The organism is Stenotrophomonas sp. STEN083, from assembly GCF_056759195.1.
On the sequence record NZ_JBRRCU010000002.1, the window covers coordinates 147,740 to 168,453 of the forward strand.

Sequence of the window (20,714 nt, forward strand, 5' to 3'; positions counted from 1 at the left end):
TTGAGACTGCTTGTGGGAGCGGCGTAAACCCCGCAGCTGGCATTTCAGGAACCACAGGCATATGGAGGATCTGATTCGGGACGAGCATAGCGGATTTAGCACCGCCGAAAAAAAACAGAATAAACATTCGCGCCCTCAACGGCTACCGTTGTCTTCCTGCAGCTCTTTCTTGAACGGGATATCCGGCGGTGGCCGTGCCTCTGCCGGCTGCTCCTGCATGTTCGGATTGGTCAGGCCGCAGCCGCCGCCGAACTGCAGCATCGATACCACGCAGGAAATCTTGCTGTTTGAGCCTGGAATCGGAATCTCCACGCTTTTGATGCCCCTGCGCACCCACTCGGCCAGCAAGGACTCGTTCGGTGCCCAGTACTTGTCGAACGAGGTGGGCGTGTAGTCATACGGCGGGCGTTTGAGCCAGGTGCCGGACTCGGCGATGCGCTCGCGGCTCCAGGTGTCGGCGTCGCCGCCCGGTGCGCCACGCTTGGCCGCGTCCTGCGCCAGCCCCTCGTTGCCGCCCAGCTTTACGCTGCCATCGGCATTGAACAATCCCGTGCCCTTGTCAGCCTGACCGCCAGCGCTACCGGCAACCTGGCGCTGCGCTGCACCCCAATCATCGCCACGGCTGGGCGCCGCCCAACCGCCGCTGCGATCCTCCGGTTTCGGACCTGCGCCAGCACTGGTTGCAGCGCGCGGACTCGGATTGGCAGCCGCCTGCCCGCCAGCCCGCGACGAGCTGGTCGATGCACTGGCTGCCGGCGTACCGGCTGATGCCTGCGTCGTGGCAGCTGCACTAGTCGCCGCCTGCGCCGCTGGCTTGTCGGGAACACCAGGTACCGCACGCTCGCGCACCGCCATCGTCGGCGTCTTCATTTGTACCTGGGCTGCGCGCGCTGGCAGCGTCGCCATCGCCACCGATTCCTGCGTTGCGGTCTCGATCTGACGTTCGCGTACGCCTAACTCGGGCGTGCGGATCTGCACCTGGGTTTCGCGCGCGCGCGGCTGCGTCACCGCTATCGGTTGCTGGGTGGCAACCTCGATCTGGCGTTCGCGCACCTGCACCTGGGTCGAACGCAGCTGCACCGCAACTTCCGCAGGCTGGCGCAGCGCCTGCGTTGGCTGCGGACGATCAACTGCGGTTTCGATCGTGCGTTCGCGCACCTGCGCTTGGCTGCTGCGCAACGCGGGCGCCGTCACCGTGGCCGGAGGCACAACGAACTCGCTGGTCGGCCGGCTTGTCTCCGTCACCTGCAGCGGCTGCTCGCTGGCAACAGGCGGCTCCGGCACAGGTTTGGATGCATCAACCTGCATCGATTCGGGCTCGCGTGTTGGCTTGGCGACAGACGCTGCGGCCTGCGCAGCGCTTGCAGCCGGGGCTTCAACCGCTTCCTGTGCTGTCGGCGCCGATGGCTCGGCCGCAGCAGCGCCAGCCTGCGCTGCAACTGCCGCCTGCGCGCCCGCCGCCTCGGCAGCCTGCGGGGCACCGCCACCCTCTTCGTCCGGCGTACCACGCCCGACATACTCCACCTGCACGCGTTCGCCTTCCTCGGCGTCCGGTTCCGGTACGTTGCTGCGCACCAGCGCTACCCACAGCAACAGCAGCGCGAACAGCACATGCAGACCGGCGCTGAAGAAACCGGCAAACCAACGCAGGCCGCGCTGATCGCGCGGCGGCGGTTCGCCACCATTCCAGAACAGCAACACGATGTGTTGCCACAACGGCAACGGCGCAGCTGCAGCCTCGCGTGGTCGCGGCGGCCGCGCCGCCATGACTTCAGCAGCATCGGCATCGACAAAAGCGGACAGGCCATTGGATACGCGCGTGCGCAACCAGTTGCTCCAGCTATACGGCATGCCGGTGCGGCGATCGTGCAGGATGCTGGTCTGCCGGCGCGAGGCCAGCAGATCGATCAACTCGGTAACCGATGCCACCGGCATGCAGCGGCGCGGCTCAGCCCGCGCCGTCGCGCGGAATATACGGGGCCTGACCGGTTTCGTGGTCGGTGGCGTCACGCACGGCAGTGATGCCCGGCACCCGGCCCATCAAGGTTTTCTCGATCCCCTGCTTCAAGGTCACATCGGCCATGCCGCAACCGTGGCAGCCACCGCCGAAGCGCAGCAACACCACGCCATCGGCCGACACTTCCTGCACCGCGACGCGGCCGCCATGCGACGCCAGCTGCGGATTGATTTCGTTTTCAATCACCCAGCGCACACGCTCGACGATGGACGCTGCATCACCCGGGGCTTCGCCCTTGATCTTGGGCGCCTTGATGGTCAGCTGCTGGGTACCGGCAGCCTGGGTGACGATGTCGATCTCGGCGCCGTCCAACCACGCCACGCTGGTGGCAGCGACATACAAAGTGAAGCCATCGCAGTCCACCGCCCACTCATCGCCGAGCAGGTCAGCCGGTTCGGCAAATTCGAGGCGCGCATCGGCGGTGGGGGTTCCGGGGTCCATCGCGCTCAGGCGCACGCCCATCCCGGGCACGGCCTCGCGTTCGATCAACTTGCGGAAATGCGTTTGGGCGGTATCTGATATCTGGATCATGCGGGTATTCTAGCCGTGTCTTGGTTGCCACCGATGGGACAGTGATTCCAAGGTCGGCATAGTTCAGTCACCTGTTATGGAGGTATGCATGGCCCCTGATCTCATTCCGCTGGCACAAGCGCACTGCAGCCCGCGCCGGGGCAGCGAGTATCGCCTCAGCCAGGCCCGCGTTGCCGAGTTGCTGCCGCAGGTCCCGGGCTGGGAGCTCGCCGAGAACGGCCAGGCCCTGACCCGTACATTCCGCTTTGACAACTACCACGGCACCATGGCGTTCGTGAACGCGCTGGCCTGGGTTGCGCACCGCGAAGACCACCATCCCGACCTGGGCGTGCACTACGACCGCGCCGTTGTGCGCTTTTCCACCCACGATGTAGGCGGGCTGAGCGAAAACGACTTCATCTGTGCCGCCAAGGCATCCGCATTAACGGAGCAATGACATGAAACTGCGCCTGCTGTTCGCTGCATTGGGCACCGTGGTCGCTTTGAGCGCCTGCAACTCCTCCGACCAACCGACAGCGCCGACCGTCGCCCCGACCGAAGTAGCCGCCGTGCAGACCCCGCCGCCGGACTACCCGGCCGAACTGGCCTGCACCGGCGTTGGCGGCAAAAGCGTGCTGCGCGTGGTGGTTGGCCCGCAGGGCACGCCCACCGAGGTGTCGCTGGTCACCAGCAGCGGCAACAGCCAGCTCGACGACTCCGCCGCGCGTCGCGTTCGCGAGTGGAAATTCAACCCGGCCACCCGTAACGGCCAGCCGGTGCCGACCACCATCCAGGTACCGGTCAGCTTCAACCCACCGGACCCGAAACCGAATGAGTGCTTTGCCATCGAAGAACGCGCGCGTCGTGGCGGCTGATCGCGACTGATGCATCCAGTAACCCCCGAAAATCTCTGGATGGCCTTCGGGCTGACCCTGGCTGCCGGCCTGGCTACCACCGTCGGCAGCCTGATGGTGGTGTTCTCCAGGCGCCCCAACCCGCGCCTGCTGGCCTTTGGCCTGGCCTTTGCCGGCGGCGCGATGGTGTACGTGTCGCTGTCGGAGATCCTGAACAAGTCCGTGGCTTCTTTTGCACTGGCATACGGCGACCGTCTCGGTTTCACCTACGGCACGCTCTGGTTCCTGGGCGGCGTGCTGCTGGTGGTGTTGATCGACCATTTCGTGCCCAACCCGCACGAAACCCTGGACAAGCAGGACCCTGCCTTCAAGGAAAAGACCCGCAGCAACATCCGCCGGGTTGGACTGCTCAGCGCGGTGGCGATTACCGCCCACAACTTCCCGGAAGGCTTGGCAACCTTCTTCGCCACGCTGGAAAGCCCGTCGGTCGGCCTGCCACTGGCCTTCGCCATCGCCATCCACAACATCCCGGAAGGCATCGCCATCGCCGTGCCGGTGTACTTCGCCACCGGGCGCAAGTCCTATGCGGTTTTCGCCAGCCTGTTGTCGGGGCTGGCCGAGCCGGTTGGCGCCGCCATCGGCTACTTCGCCCTGGCCGGCTCGCTGTCCCACGCCACCTTCGGCGCGGTATTCGGGCTGATCTCGGGAATCATGGTGTTCCTGGCCCTGGACGAACTGCTGCCAGCAGCCAAGCGCTACGCAAAGGGCCATGAGACCGTTTACGGACTGGTGATCGGCATGGCCACGATTGCGGTGAGCCTTGTGCTGTTCAAGTGGTAGGACGCCCTGGCCGGCAGGCAACCCAGCCGGCCCCGAACACGGCCCCTTGTAGGAGCGGCGTAAGCCGCGAAGCCGGCATTGCTGAAATCGCCAGCATGTTCGCGGCCTGACTGATCTGTGGCTTCGCGGCTGACGCCGCTCCTACAGACACCTGTCAGACCATGGGGAACCGCCGCACTGGCGGACCCCAACCCAACTCCAAGGCCTCAAAGCCTGTTCATCGCCTCAACCAGATCCGGCGGCAGCGGCGCATTCAATACATAAGGTGTCTTGCCGCCATCCAGCGCGAACTCCAGCGAGGCCGCGTGCAGGAACAAGCGTTTCAGCCCGATCTGCTCACGAAAGCGCTTGTTGACTGCAGGATCGCCGTATTTGTCGTCACCTGCCACCGGATGACCGATGTGCTGGGCATGCACGCGGATCTGATGGGTGCGGCCGGTTTCGATCCTGACTTCGCAGTAGGACTGCCCGCCGCGACGCTCCAATACCTTGAAATGGCTCAGCGAGGGCTTGCCGATCGCGTTCACCTGAACATGGCGCTCACCGCCTTGGCGCAGGCCGACGTGCAGCGGGGCGTCCACACTCATCACGCCATCAGGCATGCGTCCGGCCAGCAAGGTCAGGTAGCGCTTCTGGATGCCGCCATGGTCTTCACGCAGCAAGGCCTGCAGCTCGACCAGGGCCGAACGCTTCTTGGCCAGGATCAGCAGACCAGAAGTATCCCGGTCCAGCCGGTGCACCAGCTCCAGGTTCATGTTCGGGCGTAGCGCGCGCATCGTCTCGATCGCACCGTGGCTGATGCCGCTGCCGCCGTGGCTGGCCACCCCGGTCGGCTTGTTGATCACCAACAGCTTGGCATCCTCGAAGACGATGGCTTCTTCCATACGCTGCAGGAAGCTGCTCGGCGGCGGCGCCTTGTCTCCAATCTCATTGAGATTGACCGGCGGGATACGCACCTCTTCACCGCCGTCCAGCTTGCGGTCGGCCTTGGCACGGCCGCCATTCACACGGACCTGGCCACTGCGGACCAATTTGTAGACCAGGCTGCGTGGTGCGCCCTTCAGCTGACCCAACAAAAAGTTGTCCAGTCGCTGTCCTGCCCTGTCTTCGGGCACTTTGATCATGCGCACGCTGCTCTTGGCGGCAGGCGGTGCGTGGGGCTTGTCGGAATCAGTCATCGGCCTATTTATTCTGCTACACTCGGGGGGCGATATAAGGGTTTGATTTCGTTGGAAGTTGGTCAGGGCCAGAAGCCCCGCTCCCTACGAATCCGGCACAGTGCGCGGCCACCGCCCCCGGGGCGGCCATGTTAGCGGCTCGTCGGCGTTCCCGGCCATCGCCGGATGCCAAAAAGCATCCGAGCTGGACGAAACCCATGTCCCGCGCGACGCCATCGGCCCCGGCCGCGGGCGGCCGCCGGCCCTGAAACACCTAAAACAAGAAAGAAGCGCTCCCGCGGCCTGCCGTGGTGTCGTAGCGCTGGAAACCCAAGCCGCCCTGCCCGCGCCTGCGCGAATGGGCGGCGAACCGTGTCCAGAGGCGAAACCCCATGGCGTTCCGCGCGGTAGCAGCGCGCGAGGAACGCACAATGAAGCGAATGCTGATCAATGCCACGCAGGCTGAAGAACTGCGCGTGGCCATCGTCGACGGGCAAAACCTGTACGACATCGACATCGAGCAACCGTCCAAGGAACAGAAGAAGTCCAACATCTACAAGGGCCGCATCACCCGTCTTGAGCCGTCGCTCGAGGCCGCCTTTGTCGAGTACGGCGGCGACCGCCATGGCTTCCTGCCGCTCAAGGAAATCTCCCGCGACTATTTCCAGGCGGGCGTGGACCACAACAAGGCCTCCATCAAAGAGCTCCTGCGCGAAGGCCAGGAAATCGTCGTGCAGGTCGACAAGGAAGAGCGTGGCAACAAGGGCGCCGCCCTGACCACCTTCATCTCCCTGGCCGGCCGCTACATGGTGCTGATGCCGAACTCCCCCTCTGCCGGCGGCGTTTCCCGTCGCATCGAGGGTGAAGACCGCGCCGCCCTGAAGGAAGCGCTGGACAAGCTCAACATCCCCGACGACATGGGCGTGATCATCCGCACCGCCGGCGTTGGCCGCGATGCCGAAGAGCTGCAGTGGGATCTGGACTATCTGCTGCAGGTCTGGCGTTCGATCGCCGAAGCCGCACTGACCAAGCCGGCCCCGTTCCTGATCTACCAGGAATCGCGCCTGATCGTGCGCGCCCTGCGCGACTACCTGCGTTCGGACGTCGGCGAGATCCTTGTCGACACCGAAGAGCTGTACGAGACCGCACGCGACTTCATGCAGCAGGTGATGCCGCAGACCCTGCGCAAGCTCAAGCATTACAAAGACGACATCCCGCTGTTCAATCGCTTCCAGATCGAATCTCAGATCGAGGCGATCTACGAGCGCAACGTGCGCCTGCCGTCCGGCGGCTCGATCGTGGTTGACCAGACCGAAGCGCTGACCGCGGTCGACGTCAACTCGGCCCGCTCCACCAAGGGCAGCGACATCGAAGACACCGCCTTCCAGACCAATCTGGAAGCGGCCGAAGAAGTCGCCCGCCAGCTGCGCCTGCGCGACCTGGGTGGCCTGGTGGTCATCGATTTCATCGACATGTCCTCCAGCAAGCACCAGCGCGAAGTCGAAAACCGCCTGCAGAACGCCCTGAAGTACGACCGTGCCCGCGTCCAGCTGGGCCGCATCTCGCGCTTCGGACTGATGGAAATGAGCCGCCAGCGCCTGCGTCCGAGCCTGGGCGAATCCAGCCAGATCGTCTGCCCGCGTTGCGACGGCCAGGGCCGCATGCGCAGCATCGAGTCGCTGTCGCTGTCCATCATCCGCGTTGCCGAAGAGCATGCGATGAAGGAAAACACCGGACAGGTGCTGGTGCAGGCCCCGGTCGAGATCGCCAATTACCTGCTCAACGAGAAGCGCAGCGCCCTGCGTGAAATCGAGCAGCGCCACGACGCACCCATCGTCATCGTTGCCGATGAGCAGCTGCACACCCCGCATTACGAAGTCACGCGCCTGCGCGACAACGAACTGGGTGAAGAGTCGAACAAGCCCAGCTACCAGCGCGGCACCCCGCGCAAGCTGCCGGTGCATGCACTGACCAAGGCCCAGCTGAACATCCCGGCCCCGGCCGTGACCCACGTCAAGCACAGCCAGCCTGCGCCGATCCGTGAAGTCGTCGAAGCCGCCCCGGCCCCGGCACCGGTTGCCGCACCCGTCGCTCCCGCCGCCGGCGGAGTGATGGGCTGGCTGAAGCGCGTGTTCGGCGGCGAGCCGGCTCCGGCCGCACAGCCGGCCCAGCCGCAGCGCCAGGACAACGGTCGCAACAACCGCAACGAGCGCGGCAACCAGCGCCGTGACGGCCGCAACGGCCAGCAGGGTCGCGGCGGCAACGGCCATGCAAACGCCAACGGCAACGGCAACCGCCGTGACGAGCAGCGCCGCGAGGATCGTCGCCAGAACGCTGACAAGCCGCAGCAGCAGGCCCAGCCGCAGGCGCAGAACAACGCCCAGCAGCAGCCCAAGCAGCGCAATGAGCAGCCGCGCGGTGAGCAGGCACAGCAGCAGCCCAAGCAGCAGCGCAACAACGAGCAGCAGCAGGCCAAACAGCCCAAGCAGCCGAAGCAGCCCAAGCCGCAGCAGGACGCCGACAAGCAGGCACAGCAGCAGAACGTGCAGGGTGAGAAACCCACACGCCAGCAGCAGGCACAGCCGGAAGCCGCGCGCGCAACTGCACCGGCCGCCGCAGCGATTGTTGCCAACGAAGCCGTTGCCAACACCGATGCCGTGGTGAAGGAAAACACCATTGCTGCCGAGATCGCCAAGCCGGCGGTCGTCGCCGAGGAGCAGCCGGCAGTGGCTGTGATTCTCGACGAGAACGGCAACCCGGTTGCAGCAGCTGAAGACGGTGCCGGAGAAGCCGGTGGTCGTCGTCGTCGTGGTCGTCGCGGTGGCCGTCGTCGCCGTCGTGGCAACGGTGAAGGCGCCGCCGGCGGTGAAAACCTGGGCGGTGACGAGGATGGTTTGGACGCTTTTGATGACGCCGACGGCGAAGTCAATGAAGCTTCGGCCAAGCCCGCCAGCAGCCAGCCCGAGTTCGAGTTCGATGACGAGCCTGCAACTCCGGCCGCTCCGGCTTCCGCGCCAGTAGCAGCCAAGCCGGCTGCTGCTACACCGGTACAAGCTGCTGCAGCCGTTGTTGCGGTTGTTGCCGCAGCACCTGCCGCTGATGTCGAAGTGCTTGCTGTCGAAGCAGCCGTTGTCGAAGTGACCACGCCGGCAGCAGCCGCTCCCGTCGAAGTGGCAGCTGCCTCTGAGCCGGTAGTCGTCAAGGCCGAGCAGGCAATCAGCACCCCGGTGGAAACCGTCGCTGAAGCAGTCGTCGCTGCACCGGTGGTCGCCACCGTGGAAGCACCTGTCGCTGCTCCGGCAGTTGTCAGCGCACCGGCAGAAGTCACCGCTGCGGTGCCGGTCAGCGCAGCACCAGCCCCGGTCAGTGTCCAGCAGCCGGAAGCGGCCGCTGCTGTAGTTGCACAGACTGCAGCACCCGAAAACGGGCAGCTGTTCGCCCAAGCGCCGACTGTTGAGGAAACTACTGAAAAGCCGGTCGTCGAGGCTGCAGCACCAGCCCCTGTGGTTGCACCGACGCCTGTCGTTGTCGCCCCTACCGTAGACGCGGAAAGCGTCGCAGCAGAGGCGGAAGCTGAGGCCGAGAAGCAGGAAGACGATCAGCCGCGTAGCGTCTGAACCGTGCAAACAGTTTGAAAGCAGAAAGCGGCCTTTAGGCCGCTTTCTGCTTTTCCGGGCCACGCAATCACATCGCCGAAGCCCCCTCCCCTCTTGTAGGAGCGGCGTAAGCCGCGAAGCAAACAGATCATCAGATGGCATAGGCCCTTGGCGCTTCAGCAACGCCAGCTTCGCGGTTCGCACCGCTTCCACAAACAGACAGTCGCCAAATCATTGCCTGCAAGGTCGAGTCGCATGCGACCATCGCGCGCCCAAACAAAAGGAGCACAGCGTTATCGCTGTGCTCCCTTTGTTTGCAGTTGAAGGGCGCTTTTACGCACAACGATGCCTGTCAGAACCCCATCGACTCAGATCGCCTTGGTGGGATCACCCACGCCATACTGCGCAGAAAGCCTGGCCAGGGCGATGTTGTCCTGCACCCCCAGTTTCTGGAACAGACGTGCCTTATGGGTATTCACAGTCTTGGCACTGAGGCTCAAGCGGCGGGCGATTTCTTCCTGGCGGTGCCCCTGGATCAGCAACAAGGCCACTTCAAGTTCACGCGGCGAGAGCAGGTCGAACGGCGATGCGCCGCCCTCCAGATTGGACAGCGCCAGATTCTGCGCAATGCTGGTGGCCAGGTAACGCTTGCCGATGGCAACGTCATGCACAGCGCGGATCAGCTCTTTCGAATCCCCACCCTTGCCCACGTAGCCGGACGCACCGGCCTCCAGCAAACGCTTGGGCATCGGCCCATCTTCCAGCACCGAAACGATGATTACCTTGGTGCCGTGATCGCCCTTGACGATACGCTCGGTGATCTCCAGGCCACTGAGACCAGGAAGGTGCAGGTCACACAGTACGACGTCCGGCTTCAGGCGACGGATCTGCGGCAGTGCGACGTCGCCGCTGTCCGCTTCACCGACGACTTCTATCCCGGTTTGCCCCGAAAGAATCATCCGAATGCCCGTGCGCACAAGTGCGTGGTCATCGATAAGAAAAACGCTGATGGTCATGAAGGATTCCTCGCGGCGAGGTGACAGTTGAAGCCTTGGGCGCGGCAAAATCCGAGCATGCGAGGCGACGGCCCTCCCCCGTCCCTCATGGCAAGGCCATGTGTATTATCAAGCAGAAGTGGCCCAACTGGGCTCTATCGGACACCCGCTCGCAGGAAATGTGTCTGTTGTTTTGAGCATCAGGATGATGCGGTTTATGTGCCTGCGGCTGGCGAGCTCACTATGCCGTCGCAGCCAATACTGTATCCATCAGGTCAATTCGTCCAATGACTTAGGACTTCTCTTACGTTTTGGACATTACCAATTGCAGTGCACTTCAGGGCGCTGGCAAGGACCAGCGTTGACGGAACATCACCATATACACGCCTGTAACCCAGATCGTTGCGGCACACCAGCCGCCGAGGATGTCCGAGGGGTAATGCACCCCCAGGTAGACCCGTGACAGGCCAACCGAAACGACAAAACCGCTGACCAGCGCCACCACCGGCCAACGCCAGCGCGTGCGCCAGGTCAAGAACACCAGGGTCAGGGCCAAGGTCATCGAGCCCATCGCGTGCCCACTGGGGAAGCTGAATGTGCTTTCCGGCGCAATCGATTCCCACAGGCTCGGGCGCTCGCGCTGGAATACCTGCTTGCTGCCCAGATTCAACAGCGCCGAGCCGATGAAGGCCGTCGCTGCGAACGCAGCCTTGCGCCAGCGTCGCCACAGCAGCAACACCGCCACAATCACGATATCCAAGGGGATGACGCCCCATTGATAACCAAGCTTGGACATCAGCACGAAGAAGCCGTTCAGGCCAGGCGTGGCGATCGCATGCATGCGTAGCAGCAGGGCTGCGTCGAAGTGGAAAGCCTCGGCCTCGTGGATCTCATCGGCCAAAGCCACGAAGCCCGCCAACGGCAGCAGCACGCCGATGAACAACACCACCAGCCGCCACGCATTGTGGGCGAGCCAGCGGCGTAGACCGGCAGCTTCGCTCCGGGAATCAACCCGAGCTTCGGGCATAGCGGGTCTCGACATAGTCATCGATCAAGGCGACGAACTCGTGGGCGATGTTGTCACCGCGCAGGGTGATCTTCTTTTCGCCGTCGACAAACACCGGCGCGGCCGGGGTTTCGCCGGTACCAGGCAGCGAAATGCCGATATTGGCGTGACGCGACTCACCGGGGCCGTTGACGATGCAGCCCATCACCGCAAGCGTCATGTTCTCCGCGCCGGGGTGACTGACGCGCCACACCGGCATCTTTTCGCGCACGTGGTTCTGCACCACCTTGGCCAACTCCTGGAAGAACTCGGAGGTGGTACGGCCGCAGCCCGGGCAGGCGGTGACCATCGGCGTGAAAGCGCGCTGACCGGTGGTCTGCAGCAGCTCCTGGGCGACGATCACTTCCTGCGTGCGCGATTGGCCCGGTTCGGGCGTCAGCGAGATACGGATGGTGTCGCCGATACCTTCCTGCATCAGCACTGCCAGCGCTGCCGACGAAGCAACAATGCCCTTGCTGCCGATGCCAGCCTCGGTCAGACCAAGGTGCAATGCGAAATCCGAGCGCAGCGCCAGATCACGATAAACCGCGATCAATTCCTGCACGCCGCTGACCTTGGCCGACAACACGATGCGATCCCGCGGCAAGCCGAGTTCAACTGCCGTTTCAGCCGAATCCAGCGCCGAGCGGATCAAGGCCTCGCGCAGTACGCGCCCTGCATCCCAAGGCTGCGCACGCTGGCTGTTCTCATCCATCAACTTGGCCGCAAGTGCCTGATCCAACGAGCCCCAGTTGGCACCGATACGCACCGGCTTGTTGTACTTGATGGCGAATTCGATCAACTGAGCGAACTGGGTGTCTTTCTTCTTGCCGAAGCCGACATTGCCCGGATTGATGCGGTACTTGGCCAGCGCCTCGGCACACGCCGGTTCACCGGTCAGCAGCTGATGGCCGTTGTAATGGAAGTCACCGATCAGCGGGACCTCGATGCCCATCATCGCCAACTTCTCGACGATGCGCGGAATGGCCGCGGCCGATTCGGGATTGTTGACGGTCAGTCGCACCATCTCCGAGCCCGCGCGCCACAGTTCAGCCACCTGCTTGACGCTGGCAGCCACATCGGCGGTATCGGTATTGGTCATCGACTGCACGACTACGGGGTTACCTCCGCCCACCTTTACGCCGCCGATAGCGACGGACTGGGTGATGCGGCGGGGCCACGCGGTAGCGTCGGTGGGCGGTGTTGGGCGGGTCACGGCGTCATGCATTGCCCATTTTAGCGCGCCAGCCGCCCGTACGGCATGAACCTTGGATTGCGTGGTAGCCACCGCGACAGCATACGATTGCGCCATGGAAACCCGAGACACCTCTTTTCTGCGCACCCTGTGCAGCCTTCGCTGGCTGGCCACCGCCGGCCAGGCTGCCACCATCCTTGTCGCCACCTGGCTGTTGGGCCTTGAACTGCCGCAGGAGCCGCTGTGGGCCGGCGTCGCCGTACTGGCCTTGTTCAACCTGTACGTGCAGTTGCGCGTGCACGACACCGACCCGGCACCGGTTACTGCCTTCGGCCACATCCTTGTCGATGTCACGGTACTGACCTGGATGGTTGGCTGGAGCGGCGGCATCGCCAACCCATTCGGCTCGCTGTTCCTGATCCTGATCGCGCTGGCCGCATTGGCACTGCCGCTGCGCTGGACCCACGCCGTGGCCGCTGCCTGCGTCGGCGGCTATGCACTAAGCGCGGTGTTCGGACTGCCACTGAAGGGCGGCTACTTCGACACGATGAGCCTGCACCTGTGGGGCGCGGCGGCCAACTTCCTGCTGTCCAGCGTGGTGGTGCTGGTGTTCTCCACGCGACTGGCGGCTGCGCTGCGCGAACGTGAGAACCAGCTGGCAATGCTGCGCGAACGCTTCGTCCGCAATGAAGGCATCGTTGCGCTGGCCACGCACGCCGCATCTGTCGCCCATGAACTCAACACGCCGCTGGCGACCATGACCTTGCTCACCGACGACATCGTCGAGCAAGGCGCCGCCACCCCGGAAATGCGCGACGATCTGGAAACCCTGCGCGAGTTGCTGGTGCAGTGCCGGGAGAAGGTGCTGGCATTGGCCGCACCAGCCGAAGGCGCCGGCAGCCGCGCGCCGGTATCCATCGCCAGCGTGCTGGAACAATGGCGATTGGTGCGCCCGACCATCCAGTTGCGCCGCAACCCTGACGCCCCGCTGCATCTGAAGCTGGACCCCGGCATTGGTCATCTGCTGCAGGTTCTATTGAACAATGCCGCCGATGCCGGCGAACACGCTGGGCGTGCGCAGATAGACCTGGACATCCGCATCCACGAAGGTCAGCTGTATGGCGAAGTACGCGACTACGGCCCCGGCTTCAACGCCAATGATGCTGCCCTGCCCGGCACCTTGTTCAACAGCGGCAAAAGCAATGGCATGGGTGTCGGCCTGGCACTGTCGCATGCCACCATTGAGCGTCTGCACGGCGAATTGTGGCTGCGCCCGGCCGAAGGCCAGGGAGCACGCGTCGGCTTTCGTCTGCCGTTGAACAACATCGAGGTAAGTTCATGAATGCTGCTGCCACCCACGGCCTGCTGGTCGATGACGACCCGCTCTACCTGCGCACCCTGCAGCGCACTCTGGCCCGCCGCGGCATCGAAGCGATCACCGCCACCGACATCTCCAGCGCCATGCAACTGGCCACGCAGACGCCACCAGCGTTTGCGCTGATCGACTTGAAGCTGGGCAGCGAATCCGGCTTGAACCTGATCCAGCCGCTGCGCGAACTGCGCCAGGACATGCGCATCCTGCTGGTCACCGGTTATGCATCCATCGCTACCGCAGTGGAAGCGATCAAGCTGGGCGCCGATGACTATCTGCCGAAACCGGCGACCGTGCAGATGATCCTGCGCGCGCTTGGCGAAGAGGACGAGGCCGGCGAGGAACCCGAGGATGTTGAACCGCCGGACGCGATGACGCCGATCAGCCGCCTGCAGTGGGAGCATATCCAACAGGCGCTGCATGAGACCGGCGGCAATGTCTCCGCTGCAGCGCGGTTGCTCGGAATGCATCGCCGCTCATTGCAGCGCAAGCTGACCAAGCGGCCAAGCCCGGAGCGGGACCCGAACAGGTAACCCCGCTTGAAGCCCCTCTCCCGCCTGCGGGAGAGGGGTTGGGGTGAGGGCAGTTTCCGGCGTTTGCTTGAACAGCAAAGGCTTACCCCTCCCCAATCCTCCCCTTGCCTTCGGCAAAGGGAGGGAGAAAAAAAGCCGCGCATCTCTGCGCGGCTTTTCTCCCACCAAGCAACAAGCCGCTATCAGCGCAGCCGCGCCAACAACTCCCGGGTCATCGGGTCGGCTATCTCCACTGCCTCACCCTGCACGGCAGGCAACAACTGGCTGGCCAGCTGCTTGCCCAATTCAACACCGAACTGATCGAAGGCGTTGATATCCCAGATCAGCGACTGCACGTACACCGCGTGTTCGTACATGGCGATCAAGGCGCCCAGCGACTGCGGGGTCAACGCATCCAGCAGGATCATCGTGCTCGGGCGGCCACCCGGGTACTGGCGGTGCGGGTCTTCGCTGTCCTGGCCGTTGGCCAGGGCTTCGGTCTGCGCCAACAGGTTGGCCAGCAAGGCCTGATGGTTGATCTCGTAGGGATCATCATTGCGCACGCAGCCGATGAAATCGGCCGGCACGATGCTGGTGCCCTGGTGCAGGGCCTGGAAGAAGCTGTGCTGCACGTCGGTGCCCGCACCGCCCCACCACACCGACACCGTGTCACCGTCGACCGGGCTGCCGTCGCGCTTGACCCGCTTGCCCAGGCTTTCCATCACCAGCTGCTGCAGGTATGCCGGCAACAGCGCCATGCGCTGGTCGTAGGTCATCACTGCGTGGGTGGCATAGCCCAACACATTGCGGTTCCAGATATCGGTCAGTGCGTGCAGCACCGGCAGATTGCTTGCCAGTGGCGCACTTGCCGCGTGCGCGTCCATCTGCGCAGCGCCTTCCAGCAGCTGCCCAAAGCGTTCGAAACCAATCGCCAAGGCAATCGGGAAGCCCACCGCCGACCATAGCGAATAACGACCACCCACCCAGTCCCACATCGGCAGCACACGCTCGGCGGCGATGTCGAAGGCCTTGGCGGCGCGCTCGGGATTGGCACTGACGGCGTACAGACGCTCGCTGCCGCCCAGCCAGTCGCAGAGGATGCGGCCGTTGAGCAGGGTTTCCTGGGTACCAAAGGTCTTGGAAATCAGGATGCCAGCGGTGGTCGCCGGGTCCAGCGTCGCCAGGGTGCGCTGCATCGCTGCGCCGTCGACGTTCGAAACGAAATGCACACGAAAACGCGCGCCCGACACCGGACGCAGCGCATCGGCAACCAGACGCGGACCCAGATCCGAGCCGCCGATGCCGACACTGACGATATCGGTGACGTTGCTGGCTTCCAGCGCCTTGATCAAGCCACCCATCTGCGCCTGCACCGCCACAGCTTCAGCGCGCGCAGCCACTGCAACCGGCGCATCACTGGCATCGCCGCGCAGCGCGCTGTGCAGCACCGCGCGATCTTCGGTGTGGTTGATCTTCTGGCCAGCGAACAAACGCTGGAAACCGCCGGCGACATCGCGCGCGGCGGCCAGTTCCAACAGGGCGTCCAGGGCCGCGCGGTCGTATTTCTGCCGCGCGAAGTTCACATACAACGGACCGACTTTCAGCGCCAGGCGCTGCACCCGGTCAGGCTCTGCGGCCATCAGCGAGGGAATGCCGGTGCCCTGCAGACGCTGGGCGTGGGCGTGCAATACGTCGAATCCGTTGTTGGTGATCATGCGGCCTGTGTGGGGATGCTGTCGTTGGTGTGGGAAATGCGGTTGTCGCCGTCAACGTAGACAAGCTTGGGCTTGAACGTGCTGGCTTCTTCTTCGCTCATGCCGGCGAAGGCAGCGATGATGATGATGTCGCCCACCTGCACATGGCGCGCTGCGCCGCCGTTGAGCGAGATCACGCCGCTACCGGCTTCGGCCCGCAGGGCATAGGTGGTGAAACGGGCACCGTTGGTTACGTCCCAGATGTGCACCTGTTCGAATTCGCGGATGCCGGTCGCCTGCAGCAGGTTGTCGTCGATCGCGATGGAGCCTTCGTAGTTCAGCTCCGAATGGGTGACGGTGGCGCGGTGGATCTTGGTCTTGAGCAGGGAAAGTTGCATGACAATGCCGAAACTGCGTGAGAAAGGGCGCAGTCTAGCACCGGCGCGCGCCCTTGCCCGCACCGCAACATGACCTTTCCAGCGGTGCTTGCGTGGATACAGCAATGGCGCCACGAGGGCGCCATTGGCTGTCATTCATGGGCCCACCGACGGACACTGGAAGTCCGTCAGTTGCCCTATTCAGAACTCTCGAGTTCAGAACTCAATGTTATCGATCAGGCGGGTACTACCCAGCTTGGCCGCCACCAGCGCCACCCGCGCGCCTTCGTGACTGGCGCCCGGCTCGCTCAGGTCGGGCATGCGCACCACCGCGTAATCCACCTGGTAGCCGGCAGCTTCCAGCTGCGCCGCCGCCTGCTGCTCCACGGCCACACGCTCGGCGCCACCCAGGTAGGCATCGCGCGCGGCCAGCAGCACCTTGCGGATGACCGTGGCCTGCGGCCGCACATCGGCAGTCAGGTACTGATTGCGCGAGCTCATCGCCAGACCATCGGTCTCGCGCACGATCTCGCCGCCGAGGATCTGGATCGGGAACGCCAGGTCAGCCACCATCTGCTGGATAACCGCCAGCTGTTGGTAGTCCTTGCGCCCAAACGCGGCCACGTCCGGCTGTACCTGGTTGAACAGACGGCTCACCACCGTGCAGACACCGTCGAAGTGCCCCGGGCGGTGTGCGCCCTCCAGCAGCGAACTGACACCGGGCACATGCACGTTGGCAGCCAACTCCACGCCAAACGGGTACATGGATTCCACCGTGGGCAGCCACAGCACGTCACAGCCGGCCTTCTCCAGGCCACTGGTGTCGGCCTCGGGCGTGCGCGGGTAACGGGTGAAATCCTCGTTCGGACCGAACTGGGTCGGGTTGACGAAGACGCTGGAGACCACCTTGTCGGCATGCTCACGCGCCAGCTTCACCAACGAGTAGTGGCCAGCGTGCAGATTGCCCATGGTCGGCACCAGCGCGACGCGCAGGCCCTCGCGCTTCCAACCGCTGACAATGGCGCGCAGCCGGGAAAGTTCGGTAACGGTTTCGATCATGATGCGTAAGCGTGTTCTGCGTCGGGGAAGATGCCAGCGCGCACGGCGTCGGCATAGGCACGGACCGCACCGGCCACCGAGCCGCCTTCGGCAAGGAAATCCTTGACGAACTTGGGACGCCGGTGACCACTGTCCAGACCGAGGAAGTCATGCAGCACCAGAACCTGCCCGTCGCAATCGGGACCGGCGCCAATACCAATGGTGGGAATCGTGATTTCGGCAGTAACGCGACCGGCAATCGGGGTCGGCACGCATTCCAGCACCAGCAGGCTGGCGCCCGCCTCGGCCACGGCCTTGGAGTCCTCGAGCAACTGCCTGGCAGCATCGCCACGGCCCTGCACGCGGTAACCGCCCAGGCGCAATACCGACTGCGGGGTCAGGCCCAGGTGCGAGCAGACCGGGATTTCGCGCTCGACCAGGTGACGAATGATGTCCAGCTTGAAGCCGGCACCTTCGATCTTGACCATCTCCGCGCCGGCCTGCAGCAGCTTGAGCGAGGCATCCAGCGCGCGCTCGGCGGTGGCGTCAGCGCCGAACGGCAGGTCAGAGATCAACAGCGCGCGCTCCAGCACGCCCGCTACTGCGCGGGTGTGATAGATCATGTCGTCAACGCTGACCGGCAGCGTCGAATCGTGCCCCTGCACCACCATGCCCAGCGAATCGCCGACCAGGATCAAGTCCACGCCATTGGCGTCGAAGGCACGGGCAAAGCCGGCGTCGTAAGCGGTCAACATGACCAGCTTCTGGCCATTGCGCTTGGCCTCGGCCAATGCGGGGACGGTCCAGGGCTTGCTATCTGCGTGTGTGCTCATGTGGTCATAACGGTGGCTTATGAGCCGACCATTATCCCCCTATCGGGTCGATACCGCAGGTATTGATGCCTACCAATACGTCCCGCACTGTTCCATGGCCCGGAATCAGGGCGTCTGGCGCCACGTCTGCGAGCGGCAGCAGGGCGAAGCCGCGCTGGTGCAAGAAGGGATGTGGTACCTGCAGCTGCGGCAGGTCGATCACCTGCTCGGCATACAAGAGCAGGTCCAGATCCAACAGCCGCGGACCCCAATGCTGGCCCGGCTCGCGCACCCGCCCGAACTGCTGCTCGATCGCCAGCAGCTGCTCCAGCAGCTGCGGCGCCGCCAGATCGGTCTGCAGCGCAACGGCTGCATTGATGAAGTCCGGCTGCGCCTCGTTACCCCAGGCCGGGGTGCGATACAGACGCGAGCTGGCCAGCAGCTGTACATCCGGCAGCTGCGCCAGCACATCGATTGCCGCACGCAAGGTGGCGGGCGCGTCCCCAAGGTTCGCGCCCAGCCCGACACACGCTACAACCATCGCTACTTACTCGCCCGCAGTCGCGCTGCCACCGCCAGGACGGCGACGACGGCGCCGGCGACGAGGTGCCGCACCTTCCTCCGCCTCGCCGTCGGTATGCACCGAATCCAGCCCAGCGCCAACTTCGTGCCCGGCCTCGGCCTGGGCCTCGCGCCAGAACGCGATGTCTTCCTGATGTTCGCTGGAAGCGGCCTGACGCAGGGCCAGGAAATCGAATGCTGCGCGGAAGCGCGGATGACTCAAGGTGCGCAGCACGCGCTTGCGCTGACGGGTACTGAAGCGCGACTGCAGCAGCCAGATTTCCTGCATCGGCAGCGAGAAGCGGCGCGGCAGGGCAATCGTGCTCAGCTGGTGCAGGGTCACCCGGTCGGCGGCACGGCGCTGTGCCTCTTCCGGCGCCAGGCCCTGCTTCTGCAGGCCGATCAGCGCGCGGCAGAAGGCCGGCCACAGCAGCAGCGCGAACAGGAAGGCCGGCGACACCGGCTCCTCGTTGGCGACACGCTCGTCAGTGTTGCGCAGGCCTTCGATCAGGATGCGACGCAGTGCGCCGGTGCGGTTGCTCTTCAGCGCAGCGGCACTTTCCGGGAACAACACCGCCAGCAGTCCGTAGCGCTCCAGGCCTTCAAAGCTGGCCACGCCATGCCCGGACAGGAACAGCTTGAGCACTTCTTCGAATAGTCGGGCCGGCGCGGCCTCACTCAACAACGAGGCCAGGCGCGGAATCGGCTCGGCCGTAGCCGCTTCGATCTCGAAGTTGAGCTTGGCCGCCAGCCGCACAGCGCGCAGCATGCGCACGGGATCTTCGCGATAGCGCTGCTCCGGATCGCCGATCAGCTTCATCCGGCGTGCCAGCACGTCTTCAAAGCCGCCGGTGTAGTCACGCACCGAGAAATCCTCGATGGCGTAATACAGCGCGTTGCAGGTGAAGTCGCGGCGGACCGCGTCATCTTCAATAGTGCCGTAGACGTTGTCGCGCACCAGCATGCCGTTCTCGACCTCGCGGTCGCCGCTGCCGTCATCGCTGTTGGCGCGGAAGGTGGCTACTTCGATGATCTCGCGGCCGAATACCACGTGCGCAAGGCGGAAGCGGCGGCCGATCAGCCGGCAATTGCGGAACAGCTGCTTGACCTGCTCCGGGGTGGCGTCGGTAGCCACGTCGAAATCCTTGGGGCGTCCACCTACCAGCAGGTCGCGCACAGCGCCACCGACAAGATAGGCGCCGAAGCCGGATTCGCGCAGACGGTAGAGCACCCGCAGCGCATTGGGGCTGATGTCCCGACGCGAGATGGTGTGCTGATCGCGCGGGATCACGCGGACGGTGAACGGCGTTGTAACTATGGAATTGATGTTGGCGCTTCCAGTTGGGTTTACGGGATTGCCGAGCGGCAACCAGATGCATATACTAGCGCGCTCGCCAGACGCGAACAAAACGCTCCCTTCGTCTAGAGGTTAGGACGTGGCCCTCTCAAGGCTAAAACAGGGGTTCGAGTCCCCTAGGGAGCACCAACTCCGTCTGCGATAGCAAAAGCCCCGCCCTGCGGGGTTTTTTGCTTTGTACACCTGCCAGAGCTCTGGCTCCAGCATGCCTCTTTGCGCACCGCAGCCCGGGCCAATGAGAATGCCCCCGCCCACCCCCTGCATCCTGATCTAGAATTGCAGGGTTCAAAGCCGGACCCCGTCATGCCTTTTGTCGTTACCGAAAACTGCATCAAGTGCAAACACACCGATTGCGTCGAAGTCTGCCCCGTGGATTGCTTCCACGAAGGCCCCAACTTCCTCGTGATCGATCCTGACGAATGCATTGATTGCACGCTGTGCGAGCCCGAATGCCCGGTCAACGCCATCTTCCCCGAAGATGATGTGCCCGCCGGCCAGGAAGGTTTTGTTGCGCTCAACGCCGAACTGGCCAAGGCCTGGCCGGTGCTGACCATCCGTAAAGATCCGCCGGCCGATGCGGCCGAGTGGGACGGCAAACCAGACAAGCTGAAGCTGCTGGAACGCTGAGCCGCCGCATAGCCAGCTCAACAGCCAGCCAATGAAAAGGGGGGCGCCCGGCGCCGCGGCGCCCGGTTTTTTTTGAAAAAACCCCCCCACCCCCCCCCCCCCCCCCGCCCCCGGCCCCAACGACAGGGTGGGGGAGCCAAACCGGGTCGGGCGGC

General features: G+C 64.3%; 19 protein-coding genes and 1 tRNA gene. 8 read left to right on the top strand and 12 right to left on the bottom strand.

From position 1 onward, the window contains the following. Positions 1-135 precede the first annotated feature (135 nt). Positions 136-1,935 (bottom strand): hypothetical protein, encoded by a 1,800-nt coding sequence (locus ACVOK8_RS01410; RefSeq protein ID WP_481565237.1) that lies wholly within the window; start codon positions 1,933-1,935, stop codon positions 136-138. Between the two features lie 13 nt (positions 1,936-1,948). Further along, on the bottom strand, positions 1,949-2,548 hold the full coding sequence (locus ACVOK8_RS01415) for an NfuA family Fe-S biogenesis protein (RefSeq protein ID WP_481565238.1): 600 nt from the start codon (positions 2,546-2,548) through the stop codon (positions 1,949-1,951). Positions 2,549-2,636: 88 nt separating this feature from the next. Here ACVOK8_RS01415 and ACVOK8_RS01420 point away from each other — a divergent pair, with 88 nt between their 5' ends. From ACVOK8_RS01420 to zupT, 3 genes are read left to right on the top strand one after another with little or no spacing between them, the layout of a single operon-like run. After that, the gene (locus ACVOK8_RS01420; RefSeq protein ID WP_481514891.1) at positions 2,637-2,984 is read left to right on the top strand and encodes a 4a-hydroxytetrahydrobiopterin dehydratase; all 348 of its coding nucleotides are present in this window, start codon (positions 2,637-2,639) and stop codon (positions 2,982-2,984) included. Between the two features lies 1 nt (position 2,985). Continuing rightward, positions 2,986-3,402 carry an energy transducer TonB gene (locus ACVOK8_RS01425; protein ID WP_481565239.1) on the top strand — a complete coding sequence of 139 codons (417 nt, stop codon included), beginning with the start codon at positions 2,986-2,988 and terminating at the stop codon, positions 3,400-3,402. A 9-nt stretch (positions 3,403-3,411) separates the two neighbouring features. Continuing rightward, entirely contained in the window at positions 3,412-4,221 is an 810-nt protein-coding gene (gene zupT / locus ACVOK8_RS01430; protein ID WP_481534962.1) for a zinc transporter ZupT, read from the top strand. 206 nt (positions 4,222-4,427) lie between these two features. Here zupT and ACVOK8_RS01435 read toward each other — a convergent pair whose 3' ends face one another. Then, entirely contained in the window at positions 4,428-5,399 is a 972-nt protein-coding gene (locus ACVOK8_RS01435) for an RluA family pseudouridine synthase (RefSeq protein WP_481553680.1), read from the bottom strand. Positions 5,400-5,809: 410 nt separating this feature from the next. On the opposite strand from ACVOK8_RS01435, the gene rne reads away from it, so the two are divergent. Beyond that, entirely contained in the window at positions 5,810-8,995 is a 3,186-nt protein-coding gene (gene rne / locus ACVOK8_RS01440; RefSeq protein ID WP_481565240.1) for a ribonuclease E, read from the top strand. A 347-nt stretch (positions 8,996-9,342) separates the two neighbouring features. On the opposite strand, the gene ACVOK8_RS01445 is transcribed toward rne, so the two are convergent. From ACVOK8_RS01445 to ispG, 3 genes are all read right to left on the bottom strand, one after another. Continuing rightward, on the bottom strand, positions 9,343-9,990 hold the full coding sequence (locus ACVOK8_RS01445; protein WP_481565241.1) for a response regulator: 648 nt from the start codon (positions 9,988-9,990) through the stop codon (positions 9,343-9,345). A 316-nt stretch (positions 9,991-10,306) separates the two neighbouring features. Next, entirely contained in the window at positions 10,307-10,996 is a 690-nt protein-coding gene (locus ACVOK8_RS01450; RefSeq protein ID WP_481565242.1) for a phosphatase PAP2 family protein, read from the bottom strand. After that, positions 10,977-12,242: a flavodoxin-dependent (E)-4-hydroxy-3-methylbut-2-enyl-diphosphate synthase gene (gene ispG / locus ACVOK8_RS01455; RefSeq protein WP_481565243.1), complete on the bottom strand. Its 1,266-nt coding sequence runs from the start codon at positions 12,240-12,242 to the stop codon at positions 10,977-10,979. The genes ACVOK8_RS01450 and ispG overlap by 20 nt, the downstream gene beginning before the upstream one ends. Positions 12,243-12,324: 82 nt before the next feature. Between ispG and ACVOK8_RS01460 the strand changes: the two genes are divergently transcribed. Next, a complete protein-coding gene (locus tag ACVOK8_RS01460; RefSeq protein WP_481565244.1) occupies positions 12,325-13,551 on the top strand; it encodes an ATP-binding protein in 1,227 nt (408 codons plus the stop codon). Then, a complete protein-coding gene (locus ACVOK8_RS01465) occupies positions 13,548-14,114 on the top strand; it encodes a response regulator transcription factor (RefSeq protein WP_481534956.1) in 567 nt (188 codons plus the stop codon). Before ACVOK8_RS01460 ends, ACVOK8_RS01465 begins: the two co-directional genes overlap by 4 nt. A 182-nt stretch (positions 14,115-14,296) precedes the next feature. Here the strand turns inward: ACVOK8_RS01465 and pgi are convergent, their stop codons facing one another. From pgi to pcnB, 6 genes are all read right to left on the bottom strand, one after another. Beyond that, on the bottom strand, positions 14,297-15,808 hold the full coding sequence (gene pgi / locus ACVOK8_RS01470; protein ID WP_481565245.1) for a glucose-6-phosphate isomerase: 1,512 nt from the start codon (positions 15,806-15,808) through the stop codon (positions 14,297-14,299). Then, positions 15,805-16,185, bottom strand: coding sequence for an aspartate 1-decarboxylase (panD, locus tag ACVOK8_RS01475; protein ID WP_282268181.1), 381 nt, complete (start codon positions 16,183-16,185; stop codon positions 15,805-15,807). The genes pgi and panD overlap by 4 nt, the downstream gene beginning before the upstream one ends. A 195-nt stretch (positions 16,186-16,380) precedes the next feature. After that, positions 16,381-17,223, bottom strand: coding sequence for a pantoate--beta-alanine ligase (gene panC, locus ACVOK8_RS01480; protein ID WP_481565246.1), 843 nt, complete (start codon positions 17,221-17,223; stop codon positions 16,381-16,383). Next, complete coding sequence (panB, locus tag ACVOK8_RS01485; RefSeq protein WP_481565247.1) at positions 17,220-18,035, bottom strand: 3-methyl-2-oxobutanoate hydroxymethyltransferase; 816 nt, start codon at positions 18,033-18,035, stop codon at positions 17,220-17,222. The genes panC and panB overlap by 4 nt, the downstream gene beginning before the upstream one ends. A gap of 31 nt (positions 18,036-18,066) precedes the next feature. Further along, a complete protein-coding gene (folK, locus tag ACVOK8_RS01490) occupies positions 18,067-18,555 on the bottom strand; it encodes a 2-amino-4-hydroxy-6-hydroxymethyldihydropteridine diphosphokinase (RefSeq protein ID WP_481565248.1) in 489 nt (162 codons plus the stop codon). Between the two features lie 6 nt (positions 18,556-18,561). Beyond that, on the bottom strand, positions 18,562-19,944 hold the full coding sequence (gene pcnB, locus ACVOK8_RS01495; RefSeq protein ID WP_481565251.1) for a polynucleotide adenylyltransferase PcnB: 1,383 nt from the start codon (positions 19,942-19,944) through the stop codon (positions 18,562-18,564). Positions 19,945-19,986: 42 nt separating this feature from the next. On the opposite strand from pcnB, the gene ACVOK8_RS01500 reads away from it, so the two are divergent. Next, positions 19,987-20,061, top strand: a tRNA-Glu gene (locus ACVOK8_RS01500). Between the two features lie 174 nt (positions 20,062-20,235). Beyond that, complete coding sequence (gene fdxA, locus ACVOK8_RS01505; RefSeq protein ID WP_481509654.1) at positions 20,236-20,559, top strand: ferredoxin FdxA; 324 nt, start codon at positions 20,236-20,238, stop codon at positions 20,557-20,559. Positions 20,560-20,714: the final 155 nt, after the last annotated feature.

What these genes read in the sequence shown, in the direction of transcription:
- ACVOK8_RS01410 (WP_481565237.1), bottom strand. Translation starts at nt 1,935, where the DNA reads ATGCCGGTGGCATCGGTTACCGAGTTGATCGATCTGCTGGCCTCGCGC.
- ACVOK8_RS01415 (WP_481565238.1), bottom strand. Translation starts at nt 2,548, where the DNA reads ATGATCCAGATATCAGATACCGCCCAAACGCATTTCCGCAAGTTGATC.
- ACVOK8_RS01420 (WP_481514891.1), top strand. Translation starts at nt 2,637, where the DNA reads ATGGCCCCTGATCTCATTCCGCTGGCACAAGCGCACTGCAGCCCGCGC.
- ACVOK8_RS01425 (WP_481565239.1), top strand. Translation starts at nt 2,986, where the DNA reads ATGAAACTGCGCCTGCTGTTCGCTGCATTGGGCACCGTGGTCGCTTTG.
- zupT (WP_481534962.1), top strand. Translation starts at nt 3,412, where the DNA reads ATGCATCCAGTAACCCCCGAAAATCTCTGGATGGCCTTCGGGCTGACC.
- ACVOK8_RS01435 (WP_481553680.1), bottom strand. Translation starts at nt 5,399, where the DNA reads ATGACTGATTCCGACAAGCCCCACGCACCGCCTGCCGCCAAGAGCAGC.
- rne (WP_481565240.1), top strand. Translation starts at nt 5,810, where the DNA reads ATGAAGCGAATGCTGATCAATGCCACGCAGGCTGAAGAACTGCGCGTG.
- ACVOK8_RS01445 (WP_481565241.1), bottom strand. Translation starts at nt 9,990, where the DNA reads ATGACCATCAGCGTTTTTCTTATCGATGACCACGCACTTGTGCGCACG.
- ACVOK8_RS01450 (WP_481565242.1), bottom strand. Translation starts at nt 10,996, where the DNA reads ATGCCCGAAGCTCGGGTTGATTCCCGGAGCGAAGCTGCCGGTCTACGC.
- ispG (WP_481565243.1), bottom strand. Translation starts at nt 12,242, where the DNA reads ATGCATGACGCCGTGACCCGCCCAACACCGCCCACCGACGCTACCGCG.
- ACVOK8_RS01460 (WP_481565244.1), top strand. Translation starts at nt 12,325, where the DNA reads ATGGAAACCCGAGACACCTCTTTTCTGCGCACCCTGTGCAGCCTTCGC.
- ACVOK8_RS01465 (WP_481534956.1), top strand. Translation starts at nt 13,548, where the DNA reads ATGAATGCTGCTGCCACCCACGGCCTGCTGGTCGATGACGACCCGCTC.
- pgi (WP_481565245.1), bottom strand. Translation starts at nt 15,808, where the DNA reads ATGATCACCAACAACGGATTCGACGTATTGCACGCCCACGCCCAGCGT.
- panD (WP_282268181.1), bottom strand. Translation starts at nt 16,185, where the DNA reads ATGCAACTTTCCCTGCTCAAGACCAAGATCCACCGCGCCACCGTCACC.
- panC (WP_481565246.1), bottom strand. Translation starts at nt 17,223, where the DNA reads ATGATCGAAACCGTTACCGAACTTTCCCGGCTGCGCGCCATTGTCAGC.
- panB (WP_481565247.1), bottom strand. Translation starts at nt 18,035, where the DNA reads ATGAGCACACACGCAGATAGCAAGCCCTGGACCGTCCCCGCATTGGCC.
- folK (WP_481565248.1), bottom strand. Translation starts at nt 18,555, where the DNA reads ATGGTTGTAGCGTGTGTCGGGCTGGGCGCGAACCTTGGGGACGCGCCC.
- fdxA (WP_481509654.1), top strand. Translation starts at nt 20,236, where the DNA reads ATGCCTTTTGTCGTTACCGAAAACTGCATCAAGTGCAAACACACCGAT.